This window comes from Aquicella lusitana (genome assembly GCF_902459475.1).
Lineage (GTDB): Bacteria > Pseudomonadota > Gammaproteobacteria > DSM-16500 > DSM-16500 > Aquicella > Aquicella lusitana.
Window position 1 is genome coordinate 886761 of the sequence record NZ_LR699114.1, and the last position, 22921, is coordinate 909681.

At 39.4% G+C, this 22921-nt stretch carries 19 protein-coding genes and 1 pseudogene; 15 read left to right on the forward strand and 5 right to left on the reverse strand.

What is annotated here, in order from left to right; translation table 11 throughout:
• Window positions 1–5: 5 nt before the first annotated feature.
• Window positions 6–299 (reverse strand): Asp-tRNA(Asn)/Glu-tRNA(Gln) amidotransferase subunit GatC, encoded by a 294-nt coding sequence (gatC, locus tag AQUSIP_RS04140; protein WP_114834521.1) that lies wholly within the window; start codon window positions 297–299, stop codon window positions 6–8.
• Window positions 300–570: 271 nt separating this feature from the next.
• On the opposite strand from gatC, the gene AQUSIP_RS04145 reads away from it, so the two are divergent.
• Genes AQUSIP_RS04145 through AQUSIP_RS04160 form a run of 4 tightly spaced genes read left to right on the forward strand, consistent with a single transcriptional unit; the run spans window position 571 to window position 6899 of the window.
• Window positions 571–1617, forward strand: coding sequence for a rod shape-determining protein (locus AQUSIP_RS04145; protein ID WP_114834522.1), 1047 nt, complete (start codon window positions 571–573; stop codon window positions 1615–1617).
• A gap of 22 nt (window positions 1618–1639) precedes the next feature.
• Window positions 1640–2458: a rod shape-determining protein MreC gene (gene mreC / locus AQUSIP_RS04150; protein WP_267896359.1), complete on the forward strand. Its 819-nt coding sequence runs from the start codon at window positions 1640–1642 to the stop codon at window positions 2456–2458.
• Window positions 2451–2924 carry a rod shape-determining protein MreD gene (mreD, locus tag AQUSIP_RS04155; RefSeq protein ID WP_114834524.1) on the forward strand — a complete coding sequence of 158 codons (474 nt, stop codon included), beginning with the start codon at window positions 2451–2453 and terminating at the stop codon, window positions 2922–2924. The genes mreC and mreD overlap by 8 nt, the downstream gene beginning before the upstream one ends.
• Window positions 2925–2975: 51 nt before the next feature.
• Window positions 2976–6899, forward strand: a complete 3924-nt coding sequence (locus AQUSIP_RS04160; protein ID WP_114834525.1) for a YhdP family protein — start codon at window positions 2976–2978, stop codon at window positions 6897–6899.
• An 84-nt stretch (window positions 6900–6983) separates the two neighbouring features.
• Here AQUSIP_RS04160 and AQUSIP_RS04165 read toward each other — a convergent pair whose 3' ends face one another.
• A complete protein-coding gene (locus AQUSIP_RS04165) occupies window positions 6984–8009 on the reverse strand; it encodes an F-box protein (protein WP_114834526.1) in 1026 nt (341 codons plus the stop codon).
• Between the two features lie 240 nt (window positions 8010–8249).
• Here AQUSIP_RS04165 and AQUSIP_RS04170 point away from each other — a divergent pair, with 240 nt between their 5' ends.
• From AQUSIP_RS04170 to AQUSIP_RS04185, 4 genes are all read left to right on the forward strand, one after another.
• Window positions 8250–8669 carry a PAS domain S-box protein gene (locus tag AQUSIP_RS04170; RefSeq protein ID WP_114834527.1) on the forward strand — a complete coding sequence of 140 codons (420 nt, stop codon included), beginning with the start codon at window positions 8250–8252 and terminating at the stop codon, window positions 8667–8669.
• On the forward strand, window positions 8656–10710 hold the full coding sequence (locus AQUSIP_RS04175; RefSeq protein ID WP_114834528.1) for a sensor domain-containing protein: 2055 nt from the start codon (window positions 8656–8658) through the stop codon (window positions 10708–10710). Before AQUSIP_RS04170 ends, AQUSIP_RS04175 begins: the two co-directional genes overlap by 14 nt.
• A 351-nt stretch (window positions 10711–11061) precedes the next feature.
• Window positions 11062–11337 carry a hypothetical protein gene (locus tag AQUSIP_RS04180; RefSeq protein ID WP_114834529.1) on the forward strand — a complete coding sequence of 92 codons (276 nt, stop codon included), beginning with the start codon at window positions 11062–11064 and terminating at the stop codon, window positions 11335–11337.
• Entirely contained in the window at window positions 11325–13220 is a 1896-nt protein-coding gene (locus AQUSIP_RS04185; protein ID WP_147277489.1) for a hypothetical protein, read from the forward strand. The genes AQUSIP_RS04180 and AQUSIP_RS04185 overlap by 13 nt, the downstream gene beginning before the upstream one ends.
• Window positions 13221–13461: 241 nt before the next feature.
• Here AQUSIP_RS04185 and AQUSIP_RS04190 read toward each other — a convergent pair whose 3' ends face one another.
• Window positions 13462–14508, reverse strand: a complete 1047-nt coding sequence (locus AQUSIP_RS04190) for an IS481 family transposase (RefSeq protein ID WP_114835537.1) — start codon at window positions 14506–14508, stop codon at window positions 13462–13464.
• Window positions 14509–14589: 81 nt separating this feature from the next.
• Entirely contained in the window at window positions 14590–15942 is a 1353-nt protein-coding gene (locus AQUSIP_RS04195) for a U-box domain-containing protein (protein WP_170131897.1), read from the reverse strand.
• A gap of 397 nt (window positions 15943–16339) precedes the next feature.
• On the opposite strand from AQUSIP_RS04195, the gene AQUSIP_RS04200 reads away from it, so the two are divergent.
• The 4 genes from AQUSIP_RS04200 (at window position 16340) to AQUSIP_RS04215 (ending at window position 18909) form a co-directional block, all read left to right on the forward strand.
• The gene (locus AQUSIP_RS04200; RefSeq protein ID WP_114835517.1) at window positions 16340–17170 is read left to right on the forward strand and encodes a hypothetical protein; all 831 of its coding nucleotides are present in this window, start codon (window positions 16340–16342) and stop codon (window positions 17168–17170) included.
• 346 nt (window positions 17171–17516) lie between these two features.
• On the forward strand, window positions 17517–17747 hold the full coding sequence (locus AQUSIP_RS04205; RefSeq protein WP_114835516.1) for an antitoxin: 231 nt from the start codon (window positions 17517–17519) through the stop codon (window positions 17745–17747).
• On the forward strand, window positions 17747–18151 hold the full coding sequence (gene vapC, locus AQUSIP_RS04210) for a type II toxin-antitoxin system tRNA(fMet)-specific endonuclease VapC (protein WP_114835515.1): 405 nt from the start codon (window positions 17747–17749) through the stop codon (window positions 18149–18151). The genes AQUSIP_RS04205 and vapC overlap by 1 nt, the downstream gene beginning before the upstream one ends.
• A 416-nt stretch (window positions 18152–18567) precedes the next feature.
• Complete coding sequence (locus AQUSIP_RS04215) at window positions 18568–18909, forward strand: RCC1 domain-containing protein (RefSeq protein WP_114835514.1); 342 nt, start codon at window positions 18568–18570, stop codon at window positions 18907–18909.
• 51 nt (window positions 18910–18960) lie between these two features.
• Here the strand turns inward: AQUSIP_RS04215 and AQUSIP_RS04220 are convergent, their stop codons facing one another.
• Window positions 18961–20007: an IS481 family transposase gene (locus AQUSIP_RS04220; RefSeq protein WP_114835537.1), complete on the reverse strand. Its 1047-nt coding sequence runs from the start codon at window positions 20005–20007 to the stop codon at window positions 18961–18963.
• A 165-nt stretch (window positions 20008–20172) separates the two neighbouring features.
• Here AQUSIP_RS04220 and AQUSIP_RS04225 point away from each other — a divergent pair, with 165 nt between their 5' ends.
• The 3 genes and pseudogenes from AQUSIP_RS04225 to AQUSIP_RS04235 all read left to right on the forward strand — a co-directional run bounded on the left by AQUSIP_RS04225 (window position 20173) and on the right by AQUSIP_RS04235 (window position 22888).
• A complete protein-coding gene (locus AQUSIP_RS04225) occupies window positions 20173–21150 on the forward strand; it encodes an RCC1 domain-containing protein (protein WP_114835533.1) in 978 nt (325 codons plus the stop codon).
• 55 nt (window positions 21151–21205) lie between these two features.
• Window positions 21206–21609: pseudogene (locus AQUSIP_RS04230) on the forward strand (recombinase family protein).
• Between the two features lie 232 nt (window positions 21610–21841).
• Window positions 21842–22888 (forward strand): IS481 family transposase, encoded by a 1047-nt coding sequence (locus tag AQUSIP_RS04235; protein WP_114835537.1) that lies wholly within the window; start codon window positions 21842–21844, stop codon window positions 22886–22888.
• The last annotated feature ends 33 nt before the right edge of the window (window positions 22889–22921 follow it).

The following is a 22921-nucleotide window of genomic DNA, read 5'->3' on the forward strand; positions in this document are numbered from 1 at the left end:
GATAATTACGCCTCTTCAATCACTTTAGGTACCAGATAAAGTCCTGCCTCAACCAGTGGCGCAATGCGCTGGTATTTATCGCGCAGATTGGGCTCGTTAATTTCATCAGTCCGCAGGCGTTGGGAGACATCAAGCGGATGGGCGAGTGGTTCAACGTGGGTAGTATCGGTTTTGTTCAGCTGCTCGATAAAATCGAGAATGTTGGATAACTGAGGGGTGTAAAGTGCGATATCCTGTTCAGATAAATTCAATCGCGCGAGATGCGCTATTTTTTTAATCTCTTCGGGTGTAAGCGACATAGGATGACTCCAGTTGATCAAATTTGATCTTTTCCATGCTTAAATCTAGTTATATTGTCTTGTCCCTGGGGTATGAAACCCCGAGTTAAAAGCCCCACAGCCTGCTGCGAGGAATTTTAAATGAAAGAAGCCGGGCATTATAATGCATGCTGATAAAGAATAGAAACGAACATTTATCTATAACATCCATTTTCTCATTGCCGTATTGGATTTAAATTGATTAGAATGCAGAAAGAATAATATTTGAAACGATTTCAGAAGGACGTGTGCCATGTTAAAGAAGCTGCGCGGGATGTTCTCGAATGATCTGTCCATTGACTTGGGGACAGCCAACACGCTTATCTATGTTCGCGGCAAGGGGATTATCTTAAATGAGCCCTCCGTGGTCGCTATTCGACAGGGATCCGATTCGGTTGGGCAAAAGCATGTGGTAGCAGTGGGCAGTGAGGCTAAGCTAATGCTAGGTCGCACCCCTGGTAACATCAGTGCTATTCGTCCCATGAAGGATGGTGTGATTGCTGATTTTTATGTTACAGAGAAGATGTTACAGCACTTTATTCATAAAGTGCATGAGAATCGCTTTTTGCGTCCCAGTCCGCGCGTGCTGGTCTGCGTGCCTTGTGGTTCTACCCAAGTAGAACGTCGTGCCATCAGGGAATCTGCAATCAGCGCAGGTGCTCGTGAAGTATTCCTGCTGGAAGAACCCATGGCTGCTGCGATGGGTGCGGGTATGCCGGTTGAGGAAGCGCGCGGTTCCATGGTGGTGGATATTGGCGGCGGTACCACTGAAGTTGCTATCATTTCGCTTAACGGCATTGTTTATGCTGCATCAGTTCGCATCGGCGGCGATCGTTTTGATGAATCCATCGTGAGTTATGTGCGCCGTAACTATGGCATTTTAATTGGTGAATCTACTGCTGAACGCATCAAACATGAAATTGGTCTTGCTTATCCTGCCAATCAGATGCTCCAGATGGAAGTGCGTGGCCGTAATCTGGCTGAAGGCATACCGCGCAGTTTCACTATTACCAGCAATGAAATACTGGAAGCGTTACAAGAACCGCTGTCCGGCATTTTAGGCGCTGTCCGTGCTGCTCTGGAACAGGCGCCGCCTGAACTTGCAGCAGATATTGCTGAGCGTGGTATGGTGTTAACCGGGGGCGGCGCATGCTTGCGTAATATTGATCGACTGTTCATGGAAGAAACAGGATTGCCTGTCATCATCGCTGATGAGCCCCTTACCTGTGTTGCTCGCGGCGGCGGTAGGGCATTGGAGATGATAGAGACATCAGGCATTGATTTTCTGTTAAAGGAATGACGGGGGTAGACTTATCCGTTCTATATTTACCCATAAATCCCAATCAGGATTACGTGCGCTTGTCCTGATTGTGCTTGCTGTCGCCTTGATGGTAGCTGACAAGCGGTCAGCGAGTTTTGTTCCTATTCGTGAAGCACTGTCATTGCCGCTTGCGCCTTTTCATTATTTGGTGAGTTGGCCAACGAAGATTATTGATCAATTAAAAGTCATTCTGAGTACCCAGGAACGTCTGGTAAATGAAAATCTTCAGCTAAAAAAAGACCAGCTTCTGCTTCGCTCGCAGTTGCAACGGCTTATCACAATTGAAACAGAAAATTTTTATCTCAAATCGTTATTGCGCTCATCTCGGCAAGTAAAGGGTAAACTTTTGATTGCCGAGTTGTTGGCGGTTGATGCGGACCCTTTTGTAAATCAGGTGATACTAGACAAAGGTTCCCGTGACGGCGTCTATGTCGGCCAGCCTGTGCTGGATGCTAATGGTGTGATGGGCCAGGTGATGCGGGTTGGGCCTATTACAAGCCGGGTTTTATTAATTAACGATCCCCGCAGTGGAATTGCCGTTCAAAATGCACGAAATGGTATCCGTGCTATTGCCGGTGGCGACAGTTATTCTGATAAAATACGCCTCATGTACATACCCAAAACAGCGGACATCAAGGAAGGGGATGTTTTCATTACTTCAGGGCTAGGGGATCATTATCCTGTGGGTTATCCAGTAGGGAAGGTAGTGACGGTGGTCAAAGACCCGACCCATCAATTTGCCACTGTCTACTTGCAACCCAGCGCCCAACTGAAAAGTAGTCGCCAGGTTTTATTAGTTTGGTATCAGCGAAATGCATAGTGTATTTGCTATTTTTATTACATTGGTTATTGCGCTTATTTTAGCGATGCTGCCTATGCCGGACTGGACAGTCTGGTTACGTCCAGCTTGGGTATTGATGGTGTTGATTTATTGGGCAATGACAGTTCCGTATCGGGTGAGCGTAGGCGTAGCCTGGTTTACGGGTATTGTTGTGGACTTGTTAAATGGAACCTTATTAGGCGAGCATGCGCTCGCATTCACCATTGTGATATATTTTGTATCGCGCATGTACATTCGATTGCGCATGTATCCATTGCTGCAGCAAGGGTTTTTTATTTTAATTTTTGTCTTACTGTACCAGTTTATTCTATATTGTATTCAGGGATTCATTGGGGCATTGCCAAAAAGCCACCTCTACTGGCTTTCGCTGATTACAAGCATGCTACTTTGGCCTTGGCTTTATGTGCTGATGCGCGATTTCCGCCGGTGGTTTAAAGTTGCCTAAAGATTCAGCAGCAGACCGTGGAGTAAGAGTTAATATAATGAGAGGTACGCTGTGAAGGCGTTTTTAATTTCGAGTGCCAAGAAAATAGCGTATGTGCTTGCAGTCTGCATCATCTTAGCCGCAATTCTGGTGAGTTTGGCTCGTTTGTATAACCCTTCCCTAAATGAACGGCGTCCGGAATTTGAAAAATGGGCCAGCGAATTATTACAAAATCCGGTGACTATTGAAAAAGTTGCATTTGCCTGGCAGGGCTATCAGCCTGTTGTAAGCCTTAATAAGGTGACTGTTCTTAATAAGGAAACACGAGAACCCATTCTGCAAATACGTAACGTCAATGTCTTTATTTCCATTCCCAGAAGTTTATGGCAGCGCAAGTTTGTACCAGCCACCATCATGGTGGCAGGCTCTGAAGTGAATGTAGTGGAAACCGCAACAGGTGAATATGCGATACAAGGATTTCCCGCGCTGGGCGGGTTTAATAATCAACCTTTTCAGCGCGAGGCTCGGTTTGCTGATGTTATTGCCTGGCTATCCACACAGCCGCGGTTGATACTGCGTGACATAGACGTGCGTTATACCGGCTTTACCGGTCAAAAACGGTTCGTGACTTTATATAATCTCAGTCTTGAAAACAAAAATGCACAGCATATTGTGTTGGGCAAAGCGATCCTGCATCAGGAAATTCCAACGGAAATGAGTGTCGTGTTGAAGTGGTTCGGTAATAGTACGGACCTTTCAAAAATAAGGGCGAGAATCTATCTGTATATTTCAGGCCTATCGCTTTCACAATGGCTGAGTGGTTATACATGGCAAAATTGGCAAGTTCAGCAGGGTATAGGAAGCGCAAAAATTTGGGCGACTTGGAACCAAGGCACCTTACAAAAAATTCAGACAACTTTCCAGTTGTATGACTTAATACTATATTCACTTACCGATAAATCAAAACATTTGATCAAACGCATAAGCGGAAATGTAGGATGGAAGCGCGACGGCCAAGATCATATTTTTGCAGGTAATGATATTTTGATTGATCTGCCTGGCCATTTTTGGCCGGTGACAAGCTTTTATGTAGCTATGACACCTGATGCCAGCGGAACACTATTACCCACTATCGCCAACTTGGGTTATGTCGATCTCTATGATATTCAGGCGTTTCTTTATTCTTCCCCGCCATTGCTATCGGATGAAACGCGCAAGCTGTTGTCCGATTTGCAATTGAAGGGTTCTTTGCTGAATGCAGCCATTACCTTTTCAGGTTCACTGGCAGACTTGCAGCATATCTCGCTCAATGCCAATTTTAGCCAACTGAGTTTTTTGCCATTGCAACAGACGCCGGGCGTGCATAATCTTTCTGGTAATATCAAATGGGACGGCACGCAAGGCGATCTGTCCTTAAGCAGTCATCGCGTCATTATTAAATACGATACGCTTTTTGCTAATCCTATTAATGTGGATCAATTGACAGGGAATATAACCTGGCAGCCAATCATCGATCAGAAGCCGCAGCCAACCCCGGATGTGCAACAAAGTCAAAAGCCAGACGAAACCGCGAACGCAGAAGCAGATCGTTCAGCGGGATGGATGCTGCGTGTTCAAGGCTTACAAATACTAAATAGCGACGCTGCTGCAAATGTAAACGGGAGTATTTCGTTACCTGCTAATAATGGCACCTGGTTAGCTGACCTGAGTGCGAATTTTACTGTGCAAAAAGTGAGAAATATTTCGCGCTATTTACCTTTGCGGACGTTTAATCCTGCCTTAGTAAAGTGGCTACAGTCAGCCTTTTTATCGGGTGAAGTGCAATCGGGTAACGCTGTCCTGAAAGGTCCTTTAAATGCTTTTCCATTTCCAAATGGTGAAGGCACATTTTTGATTTCTGGCGATGTAAAAAATATTGATCTTTTTTATGCGGCTGGTTGGCCGCAGCTTAACCGCGCCAACGGTAAACTTACTTTTTCTGGCAGTGGTATGCAGGTTGATATCGCTCAGGCAAAGATTTTCGATATTCCTGTGAAAAATGTAACAGGCGAAATTCAAAATCTGGCTGATCCCCAACTAAAAATTCAAAGCAGTGAAATTACGACTGATTTTGCACAAGGTTTAAAATTTATTAATGCCAGTCCTTTAAAAGAAACGATTGGCAGGATGTTCACCGGTATGTCTGCGAGCGGACCGGTTACATTGAAATTAGGTTTGGCGATTCCTTTGGTGGATCCAGCAAAAGCGCAGGTACAGGGAAAGGTAGTCATGAAAAATGCCCAACTTGAGCTGGTGCCTTGGCGTTTGAAGCTGGATAAACTTAACGGGCAATTCAGCTTTACGGAAAACACCACCGAGGCTGAAAACATTGAAGGCTTGCTATTTAACAAACCCATCAGAATTGATTTGAAAACCATACAAAAATCAGCAAATGATTCTGTGGTGCGTGCAAGCTTGTCGGGCGATCTCTACGTTTCAGATCTGGAATCCTGGTTAAAAATTCCTTTTTCCAAAGTAGCTGAGGGCAATGCCTCTGTAAAAACAGATATTGATTTTGCTGCTAATGAGCCCATTGAAATTCATTTACGTACAAATTTAGTAGGCATTACACTCGATCTTCCCGATCAATATGGAAAAAAGGCCCAGCAAGAAAGAAATTTAGCGGCCGATATAGAAGTGCGTGAAAACCAGCCTTTACGTATTCAGCTAAGCTATGGCGATTTATTGGGCGCTGCCCTGATTTTAAATCGCCAGCAGGAAACGTTCGATTTAACTGCAGCCAATCTGCAGTTGGGTACGGGCACGCCCGATTGGCCGCCGGGTCCAGGGCTTTATATCACGGGCAATTTTGATCAGCTTGACTGGGATAAAATCAAAGGTTATATGGGACAGAACGGCGGCGTAAATATTGCCAATTTAGTACTGCGGAAGATTGATATACGCGCGAAGACACTGGATCTGTTAGGGCAAAGGTTAACACAGGTTCAATTGCAGGTAACACCTTCGCAGAATAATTGGATAATTGATATTTCCAGTCCTGAAGTGGCAGGAGAAATTGTCGCTCCCGTGAATTTGACACCACAGGGTTCCATTAGTGCACAATTTCAGAAGCTAAATTTACAGGCAGCAACAGGTACGCAAACAAGACCTGCAATCGATGTAAAATCCCTGCCATCCATTTCCTTTACGGCAAATAATGTTAGTTATAATGCGATTCCCTTTGGCCAAGTCGCTTTTAAAACGGCACCGAGCGGAAGTGGCATGAGCATTAGAACATTACGCATTACTTCTTCTCGGATGGACTTGCAGGCCTCGGGTGCTTGGACACAATCAAACACGACTAGTCTGCAAGGTGTCATTAAGTCATCCAATGTGAGTAATTTATTAAATAGCCTTGGCTTTGATGTGCATAATTTTGTTTCAAGTAATGGCCGCTTGGATTTCAGCTTAAGCTGGCACGATGCGCCGTTTGCACCTTCAGTGGCTAGCCTCTCGGGCAATGCGTCGCTGGATATGGGGAAGGGACGCATTGTGGAAGTAAGCCAGACAAGTGGCGCGAAAATGGATCTGGGCCGCATGTTGAGCATATTTAGTCTGCAGACGATTCCTCGACGCTTGATGTTTGATTTTAGTGATGTATTCCAGAAAGGTTACAGCTTCGATTATGTGCGTGGTGATTTTAGATTTGACAATGGCAATGCGTTTACAAACAATTTACGCTTTGAAGGACCTATTGCTGCGGTGGGTATACATGGCCGCATCGGTTTAAAAAATAAGGATTATGATTTCACTTTGAGTGTAACGCCTCATGTAACGTCGAGTATTCCGGTAGCAGCGACTTTGATCACTGGCAATCCAGTCGTAGGGCTTGCTGCCATGGCAGTCAACACGGTCATCAGTTCGGGTGTTTCCAAGGCGACTAGTTACTACTATGCTGTGACAGGTTCCTGGGACAACCCCTCATGGAAATCCATTAGCGTACCCGCTAGGGATTGAGCATAGGATCCTCTTTTTAACTGTTTGCGAATGCTCTTCCCATTGTTTTTTGGGAATAGAAAAACAGGATCGCTTTTTTAAAGGCTAAGGACTATATCGCAGATAATTAGATTCATATCTTCTATATTCATCCTGGGTGCTCTCATAAAAACTAGCCATCTCGGTTTCAAGGTTCTCCAGGTACTTCCCTTCACGAATATTGTTTTCATTCTGGACCATTACCTGCAGTATATTGTAAGCCACACGTGTCCTTACGGCCGGGTCCGCTTTGCCTATTAGAAAAAATTTGTCAGGCGCATTCATGAAGTATTTCATTGCGAGATAGTCAAAGTGCTGGTCTGTCATGCCTAATTGTCGAAAAATTTCGAATAAAACATTGCAGTCAGGTTGATGTGTATGATGAAGATGCGTAAGTGAATTTAGGATAATGATATCTTTAGACAAGCAATTTGAATCCATTATCGATGCAATGATTATTTTAGCACTATCAGGATGGCATAATTTCTTGAATCCCAACTGTAACAATAAGCAATTTATAAATCGCTGATCAATGGAGGATATTTGTTTTTTTATCTTATTTGCAATGATAGTGATAATTTCCGGAAAGTTATATTGGCTGATAATAATTTGTCTAGCCAGATCTGAATAAAAAGCAAAATCTTTTTGAGCGGATGAAGTAAAGAAAAATGATTTAACTTTCTCAAGGCCTTGGTGATTATGTTCATTTATTTCTTTTAGCAACCGTCTGAAGTCGTTAAATATATTTTGCCTAAAAGACGCATTGCTTAAACGAAAATCCCAGAATGCCTTAGTTAGATAAAGTGTAGTTTTGGAAGATTGCGCAAGTACTTCCAGGTCATTCGGTTTCAGATGATTCAGGATCATGAAATTCAGTTCTAGGGGTAATAAGGCAAAAGCAATATTTAAGTTGGTATTATCTTCAGCCGTTTTAACGGCCGTACTCACAGAATGAACTTTTTCAACGGTAACAGATGAATTTGGCGGGCTATCCTGTGTTTCCATTTCATCATCCAGTTGCATTTCAATATTCAATAAGCTGGTGTCAGAAAATAAAGATTCGAACGTCTCGGACAAAGAATTTCTTAACATAATATTATCCACGAATAAAATTTGCACAAATAATATACTATCCAAATTAAATCAGGCTTAATGCAGAAAAAATAGAAGCGAATTAATCTCTAACTGTATGATAAAATAATAAAAAATAAATAAACTTCTTTATCAAGGCGTCGAGGCTATAGGCTGAATATAATTAATATAAAACTACTGGCAAGTAAGGTATTCCGCTAAAATAACTTCGAATGGATCATGAAACTAAAGGATAAGGCCATGAGTATGATTGAAGAGCTCAAACAGGAAGAAAAAGTTCCCGTTGTGATGGCAGATCAAAATGGTCTTATTATTTATGTTAACCGCAAATTCCAGGAAATTTTTAAATGGTCGCCTGACGAAATAATTGGCGAGCCCTTAACAACGATCATTCCTCCCTATTTGCATGATGCGCATAACCTGGGTTTTTCGCGATTTCTAGCCACGGAAAAAACCGTCATTCTGAATCGGCCGCTCACCTTGCAAGCCATTGATAAAAATGGCGTCATCTTTTTGGCCGAACATTGCATTCAGTCTGAAAAAATCAATGGCTCATGGGTCTTTGCGGCAACGATACGTCCACTTGAAGATACACCCAACAAGCCAGGCAAGAAACAGTCTGCTGACGTAAGCGAGGAAGTTCCCAATGAAAAGAGATAAGGCGTCCCTGATTCTTACGCAGCTACGCAATACATTAAGTAAGATGGAGTTATCATTGGGAGCCATTGATGATGCCATTATTTGGGTTGATAACAGGAGTATCATTGAATGGTGTAACGAAAAATTTGGTTCACTCATTGGCCGATTGCCCATCGAAATACTGGGAAAACATATTAATGAAGTCATGCAGCTAAAGAAACAAGGCAGGCCAATTTCACTGGATGATGTTTTGATAAAACATTTAGAAAATGAAAGTAAATCAAGATCGCATCTCTATGAATTCGAAAAAAATAATGAAACTATTTTACTTGAGGTTTACTCAAGACCTTTTCGGGAGATGCATGAAGAAATCACTATTGTAGCAGTGTTGCGCGACGTAACAGAAAGACAAAACGCACAACAACGAATTGAATTTTTGGCATCCATTCCCGAGAACAACTCGGCGCCTATTTTTTCAATAAATAAACAGAATGAAGTTATTTATTCCAATAAAGCGGCTGAATCATTATTTGCTTGTTGGAAAGCAGAGATCGGTCAGGAGCTGCCCACCAGTTTTATTTCTCTGATTGATTCAGCTATAAAAAACCAAAAAGAATATCTTATAGAAGAATCCTGCCTTAAAACACAATATTTATTCAGCATTACGCCCGGGGCGACTGAAAACGTTAATATCTACGGCACAAATATCACGGCACGCATTGAAGCAGAGAGGGAGCTTGTATACCTGTCAAACCATGACATGCTAACTAATTTGTATAACAGGCCGGCCTTTGAAGCGGCATTAAAGCGAGAAATTGTAAAATCATACCGAGATAATACATCTTTTGCGATATTATTGCTGGATTTGGATAATTTTAAAACTGTTAATGATACATTTGGTCATCATATTGGCGATCAATTATTAGTGACGGTCGCCAAACAGTTAAAAGAAAATGTTCGTAAGGAAGACATTGTTGCGCGCTTTGGCGGTGATGAATTTATTATTCTGCTCTCAGGTATCAAGGATATTAAAGAAGTGGCTGCCTTTGCTCAGCATTTAATTGATCGTTTTAATAAGCCATTCAAGCTGGAAAATTATTATTTTAACGCGACCATCAGTATTGGTATTGCGGTTGCGCCTTTTTCTGGAAAAGACGAAGCAACCTTGCTTAAAAACGCTGACATTGCTTTGTATACTGTGAAAGAGGTGGGCCGAAATAATTATCAATTTTTTTCAGACGAGATTGATTATGCGTTCAGGCAGCGGGCTGAATTGGAAACCGGCATGCCGGCCGCAATAGAAAAAAATGAATTTTATCTGGTTTATCAGCCTCAATACAAGCTACCAAACAGGGAAGTGGTTGGAGTGGAAGTTCTGTTAAGGTGGCAGCATCCCAAGCTGGGATTGATTATGCCAGATGAGTTTATCCCGCTTGCGGAAAAAAGTGGGTTTATTGTGCCTATTGGCGAATGGGTGTTGAAACACGCTTGTGCGCAATATGTTAAGTGGCTTACAGCAGGATTAATTCCTAAGAATTTGAAATTTGCGGTCAATCTCTCCCCAAAACATCTTGCTAATGAACAGTTTCTATCATCGCTTCAAAATATCTTAAAAGAGACTGGCATGCCACCGCAAAATTTAGAGCTGGAATTAACGGAAACGGCAGTCATGACTAGCGCCATTAATCTGGACCCGATTTTGGAACAATTGCGGAGTCTGGGTGTCACGATTTCAATTGATGATTTTGGTGCAGGCTATTCATCGCTAACTCGACTAAAGGATTTGCCTATCAGCACATTGAAAATTGATAAATCTTTTATAAAAAATTTATCCAAAAATCCAGACGATGCCGTGATTGTCAAATCCATTATTGCCTTGGGCGATAGTTTAGGATTGAACGTCATTCCTGAAGGTGTAGAAACGGAAGAGCAGCTTAACCTGCTGATTCAATACCATTGCTCAATTGTGCAAGGTTTTTATTTTGGGCAGCGTCCATTAAATGCGGATGAGATGTCGACTCTGTTAAAGGAAAGTTTTCCGAGGGCTAACGAAAAGATCTGATATTTTCAGACGGCACACTTTTGTGCCTTCCAGGCAGTCTCCTATCTATAATAGTTATTCTAAAATCTTTTTTTGAAATTTAAGCGGGTCTTAAGGCATGTACAAGTCCCTGCTTATCACGTTATTTTTTATCAATTATATATTATCAATGCTATCTATTGTTCGCATTGACGTTATTTAATATTTATTTAATTTAATTAATTTATTATACAAGCCAACCAATGGTAATCAATTTAAAATTTTGAACTATGTCACAAATAAGAGCAAAGAAAGTATGAAAAGCTTAGATATAGAAGTTTAGATCGTGTAAAAAATAAGCAATTTGCTCTTAATTATATGTAAGAGGTTCGTATGCAAAATAAAATACCTATGAGTCAACTCCAGAAAATAAATATTTTAAAACAAATCAAAGCGATTGATTTGCAACTTAGAAAACTTGAAAATTACTCCCTACCAGCTGAGTTACATTTGGATACAGTCTATAGCTACGAAGAAATTATTACTTTTCTTCATGCTGTTAAAGAACGCTCTAAAGAAAACCAAGAACTATTCGAAAAAGTTGGGAATTATCTTGATACTTTTTTCCCAGCAGCTCAGGCTCATCAAAACAAGAAGTGGATGATATAGAATTAAATTTAATCAATCTTAAAAGGCGTTGTTTAGATTGGGATCAATCATTGAGAAGCCATCTTCAACCAAGTGTTTTATCAGCCATTTATCAATTGATACATATGATGTATTTAAAATATACCCAATTCGAAAAAGAATTCTATGATCACTTTAATAACATTGAGTATATTGAAAAAACGCAAAATGAAGTAAGCACGCGGGTTCGTAACATCAAGCAATTAACTTTGTTACTTTCACAATTAAACTTAATTTCTGAAAGTGATGCAGCTTATATCGAAAAACAACTTGGTATTATACAGGCAAATAACAACGAGATAGTTGATTTTCTTTCTAATTTATCTCAAGCCACTCATGAACATAAAGTACTACCTATTTTATTCTGTTTTAATCTAATTAAAGAGCGTTTGAAGCAGCTCATCGGCGAGAAAAGTGAAAAACATCTTAATTGGCAGGAAGAAGTAGCAACCAATGCCAATAATGCCCTTGTTGACTCTAAAAAAGAATCTATCCTTTATTCAGGTCCTCAGCTGCAGAATGACGTATATAAGGAAATTTATGCATTTTATGCTAAAAACACGGATCCAAGACCTTTTGGTCAAGTTTGTAAATTTTTTAATAGCCACCAACAAACTGTAATGGTTTCATCTATCAATAAAATGGTTTCAGGGTATTATCTTTCCGTATTTGTTACCAAAAATGGTCATATCTACTACTATGGACCAAGGGATTTACTGAACGTTAATACAGAGGAATGTTTTGGTTTATGGGAATTAGAATCACCATTTAGATCATCTATGGAAATAAAAAAAATAATTATCCAGGATAAGAAACATTCCTCGATGGGAGCTCTATTTCTTGGTAACAATGGTGTGTTATATGCTGTAGGGTCTCTACCCGATTTTATTATTCCTGCTGATGACACGAAAGTATTTAATGAAATTAAGCCTATTAAATTGAAAGGGATAGAAGAAACACGCTATAAGGATTTTCACGCGAGCGAGCACATGATGTGCGTCGTAACAAAAACAGGAAAGGTTTATATGTCAATCGATCAAGTTTACAAATATTGCATGCTGAGATCGAATACAGAAATCCTATCAAATGATATTGATATTAATGCTGAGTTTATTCAACTTAATAAAAAAATGGAAACCAATGACCGCCTTGAAATTAAGGGGTTAAAGTTACTCAAATATCAAATAAACCACAAAGAAAACACACTCGAGCTTGGCATTTGTTCTCTAATTGGTTATCAGGAACATTCCATATCACTCCCAATAGAATCGACTGAAATCAATGAACTTTTCACTCCATGGTATACGGATCTCTATAATCCTATTATTACTAACAAACAAGGGCAAAGTTGGATTTATTTTTGTGGTTTATGCCCATCAAATGACTACACTCTGAAAATGTTTTTGTTATCGTCTTCATCTTTAACAGAATGGAGCACTATTGACTTCTCTTATCCAATCAAACATGCCTATTTTTCAAATAAGGTGGGCTACTCTTCCACATATTTTATAACCCAACAAGGAGAGGTATATTCCAGGGCTAAAGAAGATCCATTCAAAATGCTAGGGCACCCTTATTTAGCTAAGGATAAAGGCATGGCTTCACTTGAAAGTAATGGTTTTTATCAAATTGAGATGCTGAACAATGTTGCTAAATTTGAAAACAGCATAACTACTGCATTCTTCTTAACGAAAGATGGCCGTGTGTTTTGGTTAGGAGTTGATCCGAAAAAATGTACAACAGACAGCATGATCAATTTAACAGCAACAGCAACTCAACTATCAAGGCCTCAATTGATTGACTTCACTAAGAGTCAGTTAGCTAAAGACGAAACGTTAGAACCAGGATCTTCGCCTAAGATGTAGGCTATGTTGAATAAATAAAGGATAATTATGAACACGAAAAGAAGGTGAACTCCTCAAAATTTTCTGGCGAAAAATAAAAGGGAGTACTCTATGTGGCTAAGATAGCCTGTCGTGTTCGCAACTGGAAGAGGTATAAAGATGCATTAGCAAGTAGAGGAAGTTAGCGATCAAAATCACTATTAATTTGTAAAAGTTCCGACTTGATCTGACAGTTACCCGTTTTTCAGTTACGGTTTTACTGTCAGTTCAAGTTGAGATTATCAACTTTTTCCTTCCAGATTCTTTTACCATCAATCAATGTCGCCATCGGAGTTCGGCCACAACACATTTTACCCTGATGTGTGCGTTCATTGTTGTAATAACCGAGCCAATCATCCAGATCTTTTTGCAACTCGTCAATAGTTGTGTAAACTTTCTTTCGGAAAGCAACCTGATAAAACTCATTCAGAATCGTCCTATGAAAGCGTTCACAGATGCCATTGGTCTGGGGTGATTGAGCTTTCGTTTTGGTGTGCTCAATATCATTGAGCGCCAAATACAACTCGTAATCGTGTTGCTCTACCTTGCCGCAAAACTCAGTGCCACGATCCGTTAATACGCGCAGCAAGCCCAAGCCTTGTTCTTCAAAGAATGGCAACACACGATCATTTAACAGGTCAGCAGATGTAATCGGTGTTTTTGTGGTATATAGCTTGCAATGAGCCACTTTGGAGTAGGTATCAACAAATGTTTGCTGATAAATGCGCCCAACACCCTTGAGATTGCCAACATAAAAGGTATCTTGTGAACCAAGATAGCCAGGATGTGCTGTTTCAATTTCACCGCAGGCCATATCATCGTCTTTTTTGCGTTCTAGCGCGGCCAGTTGTGCTTCAGTTAGAATTAAGTTCTCCTCGGCAGATTTCTTTTCCAGTGCGGTTAGACGCTGTTTAAATGATGCCAAATCATGCCTTAGCCAGATGCAACGAACACCGCTAGGAGAAACAAAAACACCTCTTTTCCTAAGCTCATTACTGACTCTTAATTGACCATGCGCGGGGTACTCAATGGCATAGTCCAATACAGCATTCTCTGTAGCTTCATCGGTGCGGTTCTTGATGTTTGGCTGCCGTCTGCTCTTGTCGAACAAGGTCTCAATGCCTCCTTGCTCAACTGCTGATTTATAACGATAAAACGTATCTCTGGAGAAGCCCATTACCTTGCAGGCTCTTGATACATTCCCTAGCTCTTCTGCCAAATTTAACAGACCGACCTTGTTTTTAATGATTTTTTGCGTACACTCGTACATAAGGTTACCTCTTTAATGTTTTGATTTTTACTCGACATAACTATCAAAACGGGTAACCTTACTTTTTTCAAGTAGCAAGTGTCAGATTAGATCGGAACTAATGCAGCTATTCCATGCTAGCGATTTCTTAACTTCGGTATCCACTTTATTTTCTTCATCAGCAATAAAATGTTCTCTTATTCTATTATTATTGAAGAGCGTAAGAGCACCATAGCTTGTTGTAACAACTTGCTCATTCTTTTTAGAAAAGAAGTCTTCCCATTTAGTAATTTTATTAATTATCTTAGCTATCTCCTGTTCCTCAGCAATGCACATGTCCATGATTTTTTTATTTTTGATGGCATATTTAATATTCATTAGAGGGAATTTTGCGTATTCATGGTTTATCAGTGGAGATAAAGCATTTTGAAACATAAAATAACTTGCAAGACACAGGGTGAAACTCATCATCAATTCAACGTCATTTTCCACTGCTAAAACAGGAGCCAGTAATGTTAGTAATGGTTGTAAACGATCTACAGCGACTCTTCTATTAAAACCTTGGTAACTACCTGTTACAGTAAGTGGAACTAGGACAGTTAAAATAGACATAAAAAATAGTAAATGGATGGCAACCTTGATACCATTATCAATAAAGTTGCTGTGATGATCAACCCATTTAAATATGTTCTTTAAATTCTTAAGATTTGTCATAGATTGCTGAGGGTTTATCGCATACATAAAGTTAGGCTGATTCAGCTCCTTTATTATGGCATTTCTAATATCTTGAATGGATTCAAACTTACTTTTATATTCTTTAATTGTATTTCTAAATATCTCAGCATCTTCAAACCGTTTTCTTCTTTTTAGGATAGATTCAGCTTCTATCATCTGTTTTAAATTAACAAGGATTAACTGCAAGAGCGCTTTATTTGGGATTAGATCAGAAATTGAAAGAGGTAATTGATTTATCGGATCATGGCTATTCATCATTAGCCATCTTATAATAGCATATGCCTCAAAATTGTTTCCCGCTGGTGTTAGAACTGGTCTAGTAGGAACAGATCGACCTATGGCGCATTGCGGAATTTGAGTATTTAATAATTTTTTTGATAAATTAGTGCGGCACAAAGCCTCAGCCAAAGGTTTATTATGAATAAGCAAGGAACAAAGATTTCTGTTTAATTGCAAATCCCTTATATGCACTAATTCCCGATTAGTTTGAGGGAAATAGATTTCTTCATAGATATCAGAAGCCTCCATAACATCTTCCAGTAGATAGGTATGGCCTGCATTAGAGACAAGCAAGTGTGATTCCAATTTTACAATTTGGGATTGATCGATCTTGACAATACCATTAACTTCAGTGACCTTAATAATTTGATCTTTTATGATTCGTTCCATAAAATCACGAACTTCTTTGGCACTTAAAAAATGGATTGGAGTTAATTTCATGACCTCTCCCCTGAGTGGTTCTTGTTTAAAATAAATGCACATTATTTAAGCAAAAAATTATTAACAATTTATTAAATTTATTAATAAAATCATTTTTCGACTCTAAGGTCATCTGACATATCTGGCGGATTAGTCGGTCATCAAGTAAACATTGCACTACAAAGCGCTGAAGACAGAAAGTGAAAGTTCGTGCATTTTCTCTTCTCTAACTTCACGCAATCTTCTACCCACCGTCTTAAAAAAGAGCGTTCTAATGTTATGTTATACCTACAGCAAATAGATTATTATATCTCTATGATTTTAAACGTAAATTACTGCTATGATGCTTGTTCCAACTGTTTTTGCAGGGCGGTATAGTTTGCTATAATTTAATAAACGACACGCTAATGCTAAGCCAATGAATGACCGTCAATTAGATGAACGTCAGCTTATAGAATCTCTTGAGAGAACTGCTTACACAACAGGCGCTGGGGCAAATTGTTTTTTTCAAGGCTTTATTCATACGCTTTGTGTTCAACCACCTGAAGTGATAGAGAACATGTCTAAATTTCCAGGACCTCATAAATTAATTGAGGTTTTTAATCGAGAAGCGCCTGAAATTGAAGTTAAGAGCATGAAAGACTTGCTTGTGATAGCTAATGCAATGCATCCTTTGGAGCGTGAAATAATATTCGGCCACCTAATGAGGATGACATTAAATGAACTTGATTTGAAAAGTCCGACTCCAGAATCAACGCCTTTAAAACTAGAAAAAGAATCCATCATTTTCCCTCCTCATGCGATAGCGTTTTCACATGCATTTGGATTTTCATATGATGAATATACACATATAGATGAAGCTAAGGATATGCCAGCTCATTTAAAAAATGATATCGTTGGAAACAAATTTTATCGAGTAAGGTATCCTCTCGAAGGAAGTGTAGGCACTATCAGTTTAAGGCTTAAGAGTTGTCATTTTGAAGTTGGTGGTTTAACACCAGATCAAGTTGAAAATCATCAAAAAAAAATAAAACCAGAAATGCTTAAATCTAACGAAAATAGACCAGAAATGCCAGGTGCTCGTTATTATGAAGAACCATCTCCTGACAGCGATTGTGCTATTAAAAATGCAAAGGTAAGTTTTTCTGAAGCTATTTCTCAAACAATAGCCGCATTACGAGAACGTCCAGGGCAACACTTACATTTACTTTTGAAAGAAACGCCATCGCCAAGACGACTAAGGTTTTAATTATTTTAATGGCACTGATATTCGGCATAAATTAGGATTATGTGCTACTAAACTACAGGCATCGAATGTGTCCCAGTGATCAAAAATGGTATACGCACATTATCTTTTCGATGTGATAAAAGAACACAGGCAGGCACGGGGTGGAATAGTGGTGACAGTGTCGACACTATTTACTACTAAGTGGTGCTAAACTTCCGAGGTTCTTATTTGTAGGCTTAATGAGATTAACTTATTGAAATATAACTAATATTCCAGTATGAACTATTGTGGAATAATAAGTCATAGTTGACTTAAAGATAGGCGATGTATATACTTTATGTATATACTTGGTTTAAGGTACATCGCTATGAAATTTGCAAAAATATTTAAATCGGGCAATTCTCAAGCCTTACGCTTACCAAAAGAATTTCAATTTCATACTAAGGAAGTCGAAATTTTCAGACGTGGTAATGACGTTATTTTACGGGAAAAACCTGAAAATTTAAGACATGCATTCGAATTATTATCTGGCATGCCCAAGGATTTCTTTTCAGATGAGCGAGAAGATACTTTACCACAGGAAAGAGAATTTTTTTAATGCGCTTAAGATATTTATTGGACACTAATATTTGTATTTATATAGCTAAGCAAAAGCCTGCAACAGTTATGAAGAAATTTGAAGAGCTAGAAGTCGGACAAGTAGCAATGTCTGTTATTACCTATGGTGAACTTTTATATGGCGCTAATAAAAGTCAATCACCCGATGCTGCACATTCTAAACTAGTTGAACTAACCACGTTAATCCCTGCTTTAGAATTAAATAATGAAGTAGCTGAACATTATGGTGATATCAGAAGAAATTTAGAAAAATTTGGTAAACCAATTGGCAATAATGATCTTTGGATTGCATCGCATGCACGCGCATTAGATGTCATACTGGTTACAAATAATTTAAGGGAATTCGATAGAGTGCCAAAGTTAAGGATAGAGAATTGGGTTTAACGAATTAATATAAAATCTTTGAATCTAACTTATTTTATTTGAAACATCATATAAAGAGCTAATCAATTTCATATAGAGGTAATTCATTATTGGAAGCAGCCCTTGATGGCGAAATGGATGCCCATATTGCCGATTGCAAGGATGATGGGCAGCCTAATCGCCGCAATGCAAGACAAAGAAAACCGCAAGACAGGTACTGGTCAGATAACCGATAAATTGTTACCCGTTAGGTTGTCTAACAAACCCCCGTTTTCCTAACAGCAGCGACAGTTGCACAGGCGATGCATTATCTGTCTAATTTGGTGTTAAAGATACTATAACAAATTCAATGTGAAGTATCTTTATTAGGTTAACGGATTAATGTACAATCCTTGCTCAATTCTTAAAGATATATCTACTTACCTAAAGGAAAGGCTATGTTTTCAAGTTCTAAGATTGAAGAATTGAATCAGTTTCTAAAAACACAAGTGAGTAAAAAAATTTGTCCTGGGTTTGATCGACACTCTGTCTTTTTAACTCATCAAGGTGATGTTTACACGCGTGGTTTAAATAATAATGGTCAACTTGGATTAGGTGATACTGAAACACGATATAGACATCGTGGTCACCTCATGCCGATTCGCGTGCCAGGATTAGAAAATATAATTGATATTGAAACAGGTACGCATCATACTTTGTGTTTAAATAACGAAGGGCATGTTTATGCATTTGGTAATAATACAAGCGGGCAACTGGGTTTAGGCGATAATAAAGTGTAAAAGTTCCGACTTGATCTGACAGTTACCCGTTTTTCAGTTACGGTTTTACTGTCAGTTCAAGTTGAGATTATCAACTTTTTCCTTCCAGATTCTTTTACCATCAATCAATGTCGCCATCGGAGTTCGGCCACAACACATTTTACCCTGATGTGTGCGTTCATTGTTGTAATAACCGAGCCAATCATCCAGATCTTTTTGCAACTCGTCAATAGTTGTGTAAACTTTCTTTCGGAAAGCAACCTGATAAAACTCATTCAGAATCGTCCTATGAAAGCGTTCACAGATGCCATTGGTCTGGGGTGATTGAGCTTTCGTTTTGGTGTGCTCAATATCATTGAGCGCCAAATACAACTCGTAATCGTGTTGCTCTACCTTGCCGCAAAACTCAGTGCCACGATCCGTTAATACGCGCAGCAAGCCCAAGCCTTGTTCTTCAAAGAATGGCAACACACGATCATTTAACAGGTCAGCAGATGTAATCGGTGTTTTTGTGGTATATAGCTTGCAATGAGCCACTTTGGAGTAGGTATCAACAAATGTTTGCTGATAAATGCGCCCAACACCCTTGAGATTGCCAACATAAAAGGTATCTTGTGAACCAAGATAGCCAGGATGTGCTGTTTCAATTTCACCGCAGGCCATATCATCGTCTTTTTTGCGTTCTAGCGCGGCCAGTTGTGCTTCAGTTAGAATTAAGTTCTCCTCGGCAGATTTCTTTTCCAGTGCGGTTAGACGCTGTTTAAATGATGCCAAATCATGCCTTAGCCAGATGCAACGAACACCGCTAGGAGAAACAAAAACACCTCTTTTCCTAAGCTCATTACTGACTCTTAATTGACCATGCGCGGGGTACTCAATGGCATAGTCCAATACAGCATTCTCTGTAGCTTCATCGGTGCGGTTCTTGATGTTTGGCTGCCGTCTGCTCTTGTCGAACAAGGTCTCAATGCCTCCTTGCTCAACTGCTGATTTATAACGATAAAACGTATCTCTGGAGAAGCCCATTACCTTGCAGGCTCTTGATACATTCCCTAGCTCTTCTGCCAAATTTAACAGACCGACCTTGTTTTTAATGATTTTTTGCGTACACTCGTACATAAGGTTACCTCTTTAATGTTTTGATTTTTACTCGACATAACTATCAAAACGGGTAACCTTACTTTTTTCAAGTAGCAAGTGTCAGATTAGATCGGAACTAATGCAAATAAAGATAAAACATCACCTTGTTTGATCGAGTCTTTAAAAGATTGTGTCATCATTTCGATGAAAACTAACGCTTGTGTCTCCTATTTTCTTGATACGGAAGGAAACGTTTATTCATGTGGGGGATTCAATAATAGTGCTTCTCTAGGTTTGGGAAAAGATCAGCCTAACAAACTTACCTTACCAAAAAAAATTCCAAATTTGCCCGCTATAAAAGAAATCATTCCTTGCGGCGATCATGTTTTTTTCTTGACACACGCTGGTGAAGTATATGGCTGCGGCAATAATCATGAAGGACAACTTGGTGTGGAGGATGATAAAAGCAGATATGAAGCTACAAAATTAAATCTTTCATCTGTTAAACAAATTGATGGACTTTGGGACTCTTCATTTTTTCTAACCAAAGATGGAGAGGTATTTATTTGCGGTAAATTAGCCAAAGAAAAATTATTAATTGGCAAAACAGATGCTAAACCTTATTCTCTAATAAAGTTAAACATTGATCCTATTGTTAAATTACAAGTCGGTAGTCAACTCATTTTTATTTCAGAAAATAATGATGCTTTCATTTATTTTATGAGACAAGAATTTTGCTATTTGGAATCAACAGAAAGTCGCGGAGAAATGGCTGATTTTTTAGACTATAGATTGACAATTCCAGATGAAATACAAAAAACCTTGAGCTATGTTTATTTTCATGCGCCTTTATTTAAAGCTGAAAAGGATTCAATTCTTGAAAAAGAGTGCCATATAAGAGTTGATAATATGGATGGTGATTGGTGCTTAAAAAATTCATTAATTTTTAAACATGGAATCGATCCTGATTCTGCCTCGCACTTTGCACCGTACATCAAAACTGTTAGTCAACAAACAGATAAAAATAAAATTTCTGGAACTGTTCCTTCTCTTAAATTCTTAAGTGCATTATCTTTTATAAATCAACATAAAAAGATACCGAAATTTTCAGAAGTTCAAGAAAACATAACAGAAGATATGAATATCTCTGATGGTTTTAAAAGATTGGAAATTAAAAAGTAGGATAGTTATGAAAATCGGTTATGTCCGAGTTAGCGCTACTGATCAGTACTTAAGAATGCAAGAATATGCATTGAAAAGTGCTGGCTGCGAAGAAATTTATACTGATGTAGCGAGTGGAGCGAAGTTACAACCTCCTGGATTAGATAAAGCACTTAATTATCTTCGTGAAGGCGACATGCTTATAGTGTGGAAATTAGATAGACTCAGATCTATACAACATTTGATTCAAACTATTACCATGTTTCAAGAAAAAAAATTTATTTTAAAAGCTTACAAGAATCAATTGACACAACTACTAGCAGTGGCAAGTTGATCTTCCATATTTTCAGTACATTAGCAGAATTTGAACGTGATCTTATTCGTGAAAGAACCGAAGCTAGGCTTAAGGCAGCAAGAGCACGTGGACGTATGGGTGGTCGTCCACCAAATGGAATCAGCCTATGCATAATTGGGCGTTGATAGCATCCCAGCTCCAGATTTATTTTGACGGTCGCTTAAATTTAGAGCTGAGATGATTTCGGACTGACACAGTTTGATGAACGCTTTTATGGCCGGTAATAAGAATTACCGGCCTTGTAACCTAAATTGCATTAGTTCCGATCTAATCTGACACTTGCTACTTGAAAAAAGTAAGGTTACCCGTTTTGATAGTTATGTCGAGTAAAAATCAAAACATTAAAGAGGTAACCTTATGTACGAGTGTACGCAAAAAATCATTAAAAACAAGGTCGGTCTGTTAAATTTGGCAGAAGAGCTAGGGAATGTATCAAGAGCCTGCAAGGTAATGGGCTTCTCCAGAGATACGTTTTATCGTTATAAATCAGCAGTTGAGCAAGGAGGCATTGAGACCTTGTTCGACAAGAGCAGACGGCAGCCAAACATCAAGAACCGCACCGATGAAGCTACAGAGAATGCTGTATTGGACTATGCCATTGAGTACCCCGCGCATGGTCAATTAAGAGTCAGTAATGAGCTTAGGAAAAGAGGTGTTTTTGTTTCTCCTAGCGGTGTTCGTTGCATCTGGCTAAGGCATGATTTGGCATCATTTAAACAGCGTCTAACCGCACTGGAAAAGAAATCTGCCGAGGAGAACTTAATTCTAACTGAAGCACAACTGGCCGCGCTAGAACGCAAAAAAGACGATGATATGGCCTGCGGTGAAATTGAAACAGCACATCCTGGCTATCTTGGTTCACAAGATACCTTTTATGTTGGCAATCTCAAGGGTGTTGGGCGCATTTATCAGCAAACATTTGTTGATACCTACTCCAAAGTGGCTCATTGCAAGCTATATACCACAAAAACACCGATTACATCTGCTGACCTGTTAAATGATCGTGTGTTGCCATTCTTTGAAGAACAAGGCTTGGGCTTGCTGCGCGTATTAACGGATCGTGGCACTGAGTTTTGCGGCAAGGTAGAGCAACACGATTACGAGTTGTATTTGGCGCTCAATGATATTGAGCACACCAAAACGAAAGCTCAATCACCCCAGACCAATGGCATCTGTGAACGCTTTCATAGGACGATTCTGAATGAGTTTTATCAGGTTGCTTTCCGAAAGAAAGTTTACACAACTATTGACGAGTTGCAAAAAGATCTGGATGATTGGCTCGGTTATTACAACAATGAACGCACACATCAGGGTAAAATGTGTTGTGGCCGAACTCCGATGGCGACATTGATTGATGGTAAAAGAATCTGGAAGGAAAAAGTTGATAATCTCAACTTGAACTGACAGTAAAACCGTAACTGAAAAACGGGTAACTGT